7 protein-coding genes are annotated in these 9,168 nt (G+C 43.8%); 2 read left to right on the forward strand and 5 right to left on the reverse strand.

The window, feature by feature from the left end:
• Positions 1-1,062, reverse strand: a 1,062-nt coding sequence (locus QZ735_RS05750; protein WP_294245446.1) for an adenylosuccinate lyase, incomplete at its 3' end; no start/stop codon positions are given.
• Between the two features lie 377 nt (positions 1,063-1,439).
• Here QZ735_RS05750 and QZ735_RS05755 point away from each other — a divergent pair.
• Entirely contained in the window at positions 1,440-2,324 is an 885-nt protein-coding gene (locus QZ735_RS05755; protein ID WP_294245450.1) for a helix-turn-helix transcriptional regulator, read from the forward strand.
• Between the two features lie 66 nt (positions 2,325-2,390).
• The gene (locus QZ735_RS05760) at positions 2,391-3,560 is read left to right on the forward strand and encodes an iron-containing alcohol dehydrogenase (protein WP_294245454.1); all 1,170 of its coding nucleotides are present in this window, start codon (positions 2,391-2,393) and stop codon (positions 3,558-3,560) included.
• A 590-nt stretch (positions 3,561-4,150) separates the two neighbouring features.
• Here the strand turns inward: QZ735_RS05760 and QZ735_RS05765 are convergent.
• From QZ735_RS05765 to QZ735_RS05780, 4 genes are all read right to left on the reverse strand, one after another.
• Positions 4,151-4,564, reverse strand: a complete 414-nt coding sequence (locus QZ735_RS05765; RefSeq protein ID WP_294245457.1) for a hypothetical protein — start codon at positions 4,562-4,564, stop codon at positions 4,151-4,153.
• Positions 4,565-4,662: 98 nt separating this feature from the next.
• Positions 4,663-6,990 (reverse strand): beta-glucosidase BglX, encoded by a 2,328-nt coding sequence (gene bglX / locus QZ735_RS05770; protein ID WP_294245460.1) that lies wholly within the window; start codon positions 6,988-6,990, stop codon positions 4,663-4,665.
• Positions 6,991-7,020: 30 nt separating this feature from the next.
• Positions 7,021-8,226, reverse strand: coding sequence for a hypothetical protein (locus QZ735_RS05775; RefSeq protein WP_294245463.1), 1,206 nt, complete (start codon positions 8,224-8,226; stop codon positions 7,021-7,023).
• An 8-nt stretch (positions 8,227-8,234) separates the two neighbouring features.
• On the reverse strand, positions 8,235-8,936 hold the full coding sequence (locus QZ735_RS05780) for a prolyl oligopeptidase family serine peptidase (protein ID WP_294245465.1): 702 nt from the start codon (positions 8,934-8,936) through the stop codon (positions 8,235-8,237).
• Between the last annotated feature and the right edge of the window lie 232 nt (positions 8,937-9,168).

Raw genomic sequence — 9,168 nt, forward strand, 5'->3', positions numbered from 1 at the left:
CACGATTCCGTTCATGATGATGTTCCAGATCAACAGGATGGCGTCTACGGCTAAAAATGCCTGCGGAATCGTTAAACGCTTGTTGGCAGAATCGTCCAGTGTTCTTTCGAACCACTGCGTTGAAGCGACCATGGCAGAACTGGTGGTAAGAGACATTACATATTTTGCCAGGGCTCCGATTCTTTCGCTTCTCATCGGGTTACGCTTGTAAGCCATAGCTGATGAACCAATTTGGTTTTTCTCAAACGGTTCTTCAATTTCCTTCAGGTTCTGAAGCAAACGCAAATCGTTGGTGAATTTATGAGCGGATTGCGCAATATTTCCTAATAAAGCGACCACTTTAGCATCGATTTTACGGTCGTAGGTCTGTCCGGATACCCCGAACACTTTTTCGAAACCGAATCTTTTCGACAATTCCTTATCTAAGTGTTTTACTTTGGAATAATCTCCGTTGAACAATTCCAGGAAGCTTGCCGCCGTTCCCGTCGTTCCTTTTACACCTCTGAATCTCAAAGTTTCCAGGAAGAAATCCAACTCTTCGATATCCAGCACCAGGCTCTGTAACCAAAGGGTTGCTCTTTTTCCAACGGTTGTCAGCTGTGCCGGCTGGAAGTGGGTAAATCCTAAAGTCGGAAGATCTTTATATTCGATAGCGAAGTCCGCTAAGTTTTTGATGACGTTTACTAATTTTTTCTTTAAAATTAATAGTCCGTCACGGATCTGGATCAGGTCCGTATTATCCCCTACAAACGCAGAAGTTGCCCCCAGGTGAATGATTCCTTTGGCTGAAGGAGCCACATCTCCATAGGTATGAACATGCGCCATCACATCATGACGGAACTTTTTCTCGTATTCTGCCGCTTTATCGTAATCGATGTTTTCGGCATTGGCTTTCAGTTCTGCAATCTGCTCGTCGGTGATGTCAAGGCCTAAATCTTTTTCGATTTCAGCCAGCGCGATCCAAAGTTTTCTCCAGGTGCGGAATTTGTTATTGTGTGAGAAGTTAAATAACATTTCTTCACTGGAGTAGCGCTCTTCCAATGGATTTTTGTAGGAATTCATTCTTTCTTTTACTTTTAGGTATGCAAAAATAAGATTTTTCGGCGAGAGATGAAAATCCTGCTTTGCTGATTTATATTCCGGAATTGGATTTCATCTGCTTTCGTTTCGAATAGAATTTATATTCATAACAGATGAATCCAAATTCAGATAATGTTCAATCTTTGCCACAGCCTTTATTAAGATAGCATACCTAGGGTGTGCGAAATACAGTGAAAACATTGTTATTTCTACACAGATGATATTCCTACGGAATTTTTTTTGCTCATTCACATGTATGGCTTTACAATTGTGTCCCATCAAGGATTGATATCAACCTCCTGCATTTAAAATGTTTTGTTTTACCTTTGCTGCTTTGTTTTAAACAATAATGAAATAGAATGGGCAGTCTGAAGAAATTGGAAATTAAAAAGAATATTCAAAAGGAGGAAGACCGGAACCTGTCTTTCCGGGTATTTGACCTTACGCCAGAACATCTGAAAGATTATACAAGACCCCATAAAAAAGACCATTTCCTGATCATTGTATTGGAAAGCGGAACCCTCAGCCTTCATATCGAATCGAAGATCCATCCGCTGAAGGCCGGCAAAATTTCCGTGGTCTTTCCGGAACAGGTTCATTTTGTTTCGGATCCGAGCCATGATGTAAAAGGAAAGATCATCCTGTTTGAAGAGATTTTATTCTGTTCCGATATTCTGAAAAACGAGCTGAGTACTTACAATGTAAATCTTTCCAAGCAGCTGAACTGCACGATTCTTTCGCCGGATGATTTTACAGAAAATTATCAGCTGGTTCAGAATATCCAGGGCATTTATGAGAAACCGAGCCTGATCAAAAAAGAACAGGCGAGATTCCAAATCAAGATTTTTTTGTTGGGTCTGATTGAATCGGTTCACGGCCTGCATCCCGTTTTACATAAGGATACTGCTGACAAACCATTGTATGTACGGTTTAAAAAATTACTGAATGAACAGTACAAGCAGTACCGGACCGTCCAGTATTATGCCGGAGAGCTTGCCATCACTCCGAAAAAGCTGAATGCCGTTACAAAGAAGCATTGCGGCGAAACCGCCATCCAGGCCATTCACAACAGGATATTGATGGAAATAAAACGCCAACTGATGTTTTCCGATCTTTCTCATAAGGAAATTGCTTTTGATCTGGGCTTCAATTCTCCGTCCGCCCTCAACAAGTTTGTCAAAGCGAAACTCAAAGAAACACCGACCGAGCTTCAGCAGGAACTGGCGCAAATGTATAACGCGTAGTCCTGTTTGTATAACACCGCTCATTTCTGCCTGGCTAATTTTGTCCTATCAAAAATCAGAAATAAAATGAGCAAATTGTTTATTGCAGGAGAAGTTTTCCACGGTGCGGGAACACTTGAAGAATTAAAAAATATCAACGGTAAAAAAGCGGTTATCGTAACGGGTGGAAGCTCAATGAGAAAAAGCGGAACACTGGATAAAGCGATTGCTTACCTTACCGAAGCCGGCATTGAAACTCAGGTATTCGAAGGGGTGGAAGAAGATCCATCCTCTGCTACCTGCCTGAAAGGTGCAGAAATCATGCAGACTTTTGAACCGGACTGGATCATCGGGCTGGGCGGCTGCTCCGCTATTGACGCGGCCAAGATCATGTGGGTATTTTACGAGTATCCTGATGCGGATTTTGATGCGATGATCAAGCCTTTTACCGTTCCTGTCCTGAGACAAAAAGCGCGCTTTATCGCCATCCCTTCCACCAGCGGAACCGGAACTGAAACCACAGGCCTTGCCGTGATTACCGACCGGGAAAAAGGCGTGAAATACCCGATCGTTTCATATGAACTAACTCCGGATATTGCCATCGTTGACGGTGAGATCTGTGCTTCGATGCCGGCGCACGTCACCTCCAATACCGGACTTGATGCCCTCACCCACTGTGTGGAAGCTTACGTTTCCAATATTGATAACAATATCGCAGATGCACTTTCCAAAGGCGGTCTGGAGATCGTTTTCGATAATCTGAAAGAAGCGGTAGAAAATCCGGGTAATATCACAGCCCGTCAGAATATGCATGATGCTTCCTTTATGGCAGGCCTGGCATTCAACAATGCATGGCTGGGAATTGTTCACTCGCTGTCTCACCAGGTTGGTGCATTGTACGGGATTCCTCACGGGGCATCCAATGCCATTTTCCTTCCGAATGTGATCCGTTACAACGCGCAGGCAACAGAGCGTTATCCTGATCTGGCAAAGGTGATCGGTAAAGAAACCGCCGAAGATCTGGCCCAGGCTATTGAAACCCTCCGTTCCGAAGTAAACAACCAGTCAGCGATCAAAGATTTCGGGATTTCGAAAGCGGATTGGGAGAAGAACCTTGATTATATTACAGCCAATGCGCTGGCTGATCCCTGCACAGGCTTTAATCCGAGGGTTCCTTCCCTGGAAGAACTGAAAGCGATTTACAATGCGTGCTATGAAGGAGTTGTGTACTCTGAAGAGGTTGTAGTTGCGGGATAAACGCAGCATCGAAGCAGAAAGCAGGTGAAAAGGCTAGAAGAAGGAAGCTGGAGGCTGGAAGTTTTTCCGCCAACACTACAAACCAAATTTTGACTGATTCATCTGACGCTCTTTATTTTGAAAGTAGATAGGATATTATCGAATTTACGTTATTTACATTTTAATCTTTAAAAAGCAATATCCGTCAGGTTCTGAGAACCTGACGGATTTTTTTCAGTCTGCCGTGATTAGCCCCGATAGGAACGGCATCCTTTTTCTGCGGCGGGAACGGACGGTGGCGAAAAAGATACAGTGGATAGCGGGAAACAGCTCCTGAAGAAAAATAATGAAAGATCAATACCGGATGACAGAAAGACCCGGATATGACAGGCCACTCTTACAGGGCTATAAAAATGATGATTTGTTGCTATTAACAGATCTCTCCTCCGTAGCTTTTTCAGCATATAAAGGATAAGTGGTACTTCCGCATAATTTTGTATAGAATCATTGTACCTTTATCGCAGACAGTCCTTTTGTCTCTTTTAATGTAGATATTACTGAGTTCTTTAGCATATAAAATAAAAAGCCATCCTTTCGAATGGCTTTTTATTTTACATTTGTTCGTAGACAATTTTGTTATTTTTCTTCAACCGGTATCTGTCTTTTTTATAAGATTCCAGGGTATAGCTGCCATTTTTCCAGCTGTTTGTTTTTGTCTGTTTAGTCAGGACTATACTTTCGGATGCAACGTCGGGAAGAAAGATTTCAGCCTGCTTCATATCTTTGCTGAAAATGACAGCTGACATAAAAGTTGCAGTTCCTGCCGGTTTTACTTCTTTCAGTTTGATCTTTTGCTCAAAAGCCCTGATGCAATCATGCTTAATCTGCGAGTAGGTGTATCCTGCCGAGCCTTTACACCCATGGGCATCTTTATCATTACCCACTTTATTCAAAACAATTGTTTTTTTCTGACCGAATGCCATCATGCTGAGCACAATCGCACCGAATAATGCTGTCTTTTTCATTTGTTATTTGTAAAAACTTGATTCATCAAAAACCGCACCAAATTGTGGTACCTCCAGATATAAAAAAAGCCGCTTCTGATGAGCGGCTTTCTTAGGATTTATCGGGTCCAGTTGATTTTTGAATGTTGTACGTCTGAAGAGTTGGTCCCGATCATGATGTCGAATTCTCCCGGTTCCCAGTCGTATTTCAGGTCGCCGTTGTAGAACTTCAGGTTTTCCGGTGTAATGTCGAAGGTTACTTTTTTGGATTCGCCTTTTTTCAGCATGACTTTCTGGAAGCCTTTCAGTTCTTTTACCGGTCTGGTGATGCTTCCCACCATATCCCTGATGTATAACTGAACGACTTCTGCCCCGTCATAATTTCCGGAGTTGGTAATGGTTACCGAAGCCTGCACCGTCTGGTTGCCTTTCGGGTTGGCATTGGAAACGGTCATATCGGAATAATTGAATTTCGTATAGCTTAATCCGTATCCGAACGGGTACAGCGGGGTGTTGCACTCATCCATATAATTGGAACGGAATCTCTGGTACTCGCATTTGTCGACCAGCTTCTGATCCAAAGGACGGCCGGTATTCTTGGCATTGTAATAGATCGGCACCTGACCCAAGCTTCTCGGGAACGTCATCGGCAGTTTTCCAGATGGATTTACTTTTCCGAAAAGAACGTCAGCGATGGCGCTTCCTGCTTCAGAACCCGGGAACCAGGCATTCAGGATGGCATCCGGCGTATCTTTTACATTGGTTAAAGCCAGCGGACGGCCCGTGAACAATACCATGGCAATCGGCTTACCTGTCTTTTTCAGCTCGTTCAGCAGGTCTACCTGTGACTGCGGAATGGTGATTTCGGTCCTGGAGGAGGATTCCCCGCTCATTTCAGCGGATTCCCCTATCGCCAGAACGATAACATCGGCTTTGTTAGCCACGTCTACCGCTTCTTTTAACAGGGCTTCTTTCGAACGGCTGTCACGGTCGGTTTTTTTGCCATGGGCTGCATAGATGTCTTCCAGTTTGGCATCATAGTCTATATTCGCCCCTTTTGCAGAAAGGAATTTTACATCTTTGCCATAGCTTGCCTGGAGCCCTTGCATCAGGTTTACAGAAATAGCATGTTTGGTGGCCACACTCCACGTTCCGGCCATGTTCATCGAGTTGTTGACCAATGGCCCGATCACAGCAACGGTTCCTGATTTCTTCAAAGGCAGTACATTGTTGTCGTTTTTCATCAATACCATAGACTGAGCGGCCACATTTCTTGCGATGTTCCTGTTTTCCATGCTGTAGACTTCTTTCGCTGCTAATTTCGCATCGCCGTGCTTGTATGGGTTGTCAAACAGTCCCAGATCGTATTTCGCCTCCAGGATTCTTCTGGCTGCCATATCGATTTCCGCCTGGGTTACTTTTCCTTCCGCCAGCGATTTTTTCAGGGTGGTTAAAAATCCTTCACCCACCATATCCATATCGATTCCGGCTTTCAGTGCCAAAGCAGAAACCTGCTGAAGGTCGCCCATTCCGTGATCCACCATTTCGTTGATCCCGGTATAATCGGTAACAACAAAGCCTTTGAATTTCCATTGATTTCTCAGCACTTCGGTCTGCAGCCACCGGTTTCCGGTAGCCGGCACTCCGTCCACTTCATTGAAAGAAGCCATTACGGAAGCTACCCCGGCATCCACCGCTGCTTTGTATGGCGGGAAATATTCGTTGTACATTCTTACGTGGCTCATGTCCACGGGGTTGTAATCCATTCCGGCTTCTCCTGCTCCGTACAGCGCAAAGTGTTTTACACAGGCTAAGATGTTGGTTCCGTTAGCCAGGTCTTTTCCCTGGTATCCGTATACCATATTTTTGGCGATTTCGCTTCCCAGGTACGGATCTTCCCCGGAACCTTCGGAAACCCTGCCCCATCTAGGTTCGCGGGAGATATCTACCATTGGCGAGAATGTCCAGTTGATGCCGTCGGCCGCCGCTTCTTTTGCTGCTACCCTGGCGGATTGCTGAACGAGGTTCATGTCCCATGAAGAAGCCAGCCCCAACGGAATCGGGAAAGTGGTTTCATAACCGTGGATCACGTCCATCCCGAAAATCAAAGGAATTTTCAGTCGGCTGTTTTCCACCGCAACTTTCTGTACGGCCTTGATTTTATCCGCTCCTTTTATGTTGAACAATCCTCCGACTAATCCCTGCTCCACTTTTTTACCGATATCGGAACTTTTTGCCAGTCCGGTGGTAAAGTCGCCTGAGCTTGGTAAGTTCAGCTGTCCGATTTTTTCGTCGAGCGTCATTTTCGCCAGCAGGCTTTCGACAAAGGCTTTCTTTTTCGCCTGATACTGTGCCGTCTGATATGCCTGTACGGGCTTTGTTACCATTTCCTGCGCGGAAAGCACAGGGGCCAGCGCCAAGGTGGCGATTACAATTAACTTTTTCATTACTCTATCTTCTTTAATTATAGTTTCTTTTTAATTTCTTATTACTTTAACTTCATAATGATCCTCTTTTCCGGTGACGTTGTTCTTCACCCAGTATTCAACCCTGTTTCCAAAGGTATCATATTTTTCAACAACATCGAATTCCTGCAGTACAACTTCGGAATTTCCCTGCTCATTTGTTTCCCTGATAACGGAACGATGTCCGAAATACTCAGATTTTATCTTTTTCCCATCTTCAATGTGATGAATGGCCATCAGCTGATCATCTTGGTACTGACGGACTTCATTTTCAACATACTCGAGTCTGGTAAAGTCTTCGCTGCAGTCATCATACTCTTCTTTTGTTCGACAGTAAAAACGTTTGTATTCAATATTGTATTTATCGTAATACCTGTAATCCTGGATGTAGTAAGTTAATCCCTCTTTTGAAAAATCCGGTCTGTAATACTTTTCTTCATACCAGGTCCTGTTCCCGAACTTATCATAATCAAAAACCTCAAGCCGGATGATTTTCATGACCGGCAATAGATTTTTCTCATCCGGTGTTTTGATGTATTCTTTGACCGCCTCAAGGTAATCGCCGCTGTCGAAACCGGCAATGATAAGAGGTCTCTTCCGGTCATCATACTGAGTGATCCTGTAATTTTTTCTGCCATCCCGATGCTGGGTTTCAATGACAAGGCCATCTTCATAGCTAAGCCAGTTTTCTTCATTTACACCATTAGGATCTGCGGTCTTTTTATTCCAATAGATGATCCTCCCGGTATTGTCATATTCTGCATATATACGATAGGTTTTTCTAACGTCCGGAAAATCTACTCTTATTTTCAACGGCAACTGATCTCTAAAACAAAATGCAAGATACCTATCTCCGTTTGTGAAATAAATCTCTTCCGTACCATCTTCCGTAATGTGTATTTTCTGCAGGTCATCATCGTCGATCAGGAAACTCTTAGGCTCTCCTCTCAAACCATGATTGAATTGGAGATGTTTTGATAAAACCTTACCGGATTTACTATATACTGTTGTAATTTGGTAATTACCGCAGTATTCAAAAACCCTTCTGTGTCTTTCTTCCCGATCAAAATCTTTACGTTCCAACAGTTTTCCGCCTTCATACCGGTAATCATAGAGTAATTCCTCATTCTTGTAATAATGAAGTGAGAAATCTTTTACATCTCCGGGCATCTTTTCCACATCGAAAGAACCGAAAAAGCTTTCATGAAATTGGAGCATTACCGTTATTATTTTTCTTTTCTTTTAGACAGCATCCATTTATACAGTTCCGGATTGGAGTACGTGGAATCCCAGGAATTGTGATTGTCGTTCGGGAAGATGGTAAGTTCTGCCGACGGGTTTACCGGATGCAGCTTCTGGTAAAAATTGAAGGCATTTTCCGGAAGCACCACATCATCCATTCCCCCGTGGAAAATTTTCATGTTGAGGTCTTTGTACCGATGGATATTGGCATACATCACCCGGTCTGTCGGAGCACAAACCGATACTACGGCGGCAAACATTTCAGGATGTTCCATCGCCAGCTTCAGCGTTCCCCAGCCTCCCATGGAGAGCCCGGTAAGGTAAATTCTTGAAGCATCCACTTTGTACTTAGACTGGATTTCTTTAATAAGGTTATAAATGGTTACCGTATCCCACCAGGTATTTTCCGGGCACTGCGGTGCCAGGATCGCTACCGGTTCCTTGATGAGGTTTTTATAGGTAAACGGGCTGTGGGCTTTTACCATTTCCAGGTTGTTCCCTCTTTCGCCCGAACCGTGAAGAAAAACGATGAGCGGGACATTTCCTTTGGCGTTCTGCGGATAGTCCAGAATATAGGATATTTTTTCCTGCCTTTTGGATTCTTTATTAAGTTCCGCTTTTATTTCCTGGGCCTGTAAGCTTAAAGAAAAGGGCAAAAGCAAGAGCGGCAGATGTTTCAGTTTCATTATCATTGTATTTCCTGTTTTGGCTGAAGCTATTTTTTATTTTGTCTTGGTCTACGGACTTTCTGTATCCGGAAGAACGTTGATGAGTTGCTGTTATTTTTAGCCCCGATTGCAGCGGCTACCCCACAGCGCGCCTGAAAGGTGAGCGAGGAGTAATAGCGGAAAGCGGGAAACAGCTTCAAATTACTAAAAATTATTTTAACGGGTTACCTGATGTTGTATTTTTCAGAGG

It is taken from the genome of uncultured Chryseobacterium sp. (assembly GCF_913776365.1).
In the GTDB taxonomy this organism is placed as follows: Bacteria; Bacteroidota; Bacteroidia; order Flavobacteriales; family Weeksellaceae; genus Chryseobacterium.

Excerpts from the sequence above, each read along its gene's own strand:
- QZ735_RS05765 (WP_294245457.1), bottom strand. The coding sequence starts at position 4,564 with ATGAAAAAGACAGCATTATTCGGTGCGATTGTGCTCAGCATGATGGCA.
- bglX (WP_294245460.1), bottom strand. The coding sequence starts at position 6,990 with ATGAAAAAGTTAATTGTAATCGCCACCTTGGCGCTGGCCCCTGTGCTT.
- QZ735_RS05775 (WP_294245463.1), bottom strand. The coding sequence starts at position 8,226 with ATGCTCCAATTTCATGAAAGCTTTTTCGGTTCTTTCGATGTGGAAAAG.
- QZ735_RS05780 (WP_294245465.1), bottom strand. The coding sequence starts at position 8,936 with ATGAAACTGAAACATCTGCCGCTCTTGCTTTTGCCCTTTTCTTTAAGC.
- QZ735_RS05760 (WP_294245454.1), top strand. The coding sequence starts at position 2,391 with ATGAGCAAATTGTTTATTGCAGGAGAAGTTTTCCACGGTGCGGGAACA.
- QZ735_RS05755 (WP_294245450.1), top strand. The coding sequence starts at position 1,440 with ATGGGCAGTCTGAAGAAATTGGAAATTAAAAAGAATATTCAAAAGGAG.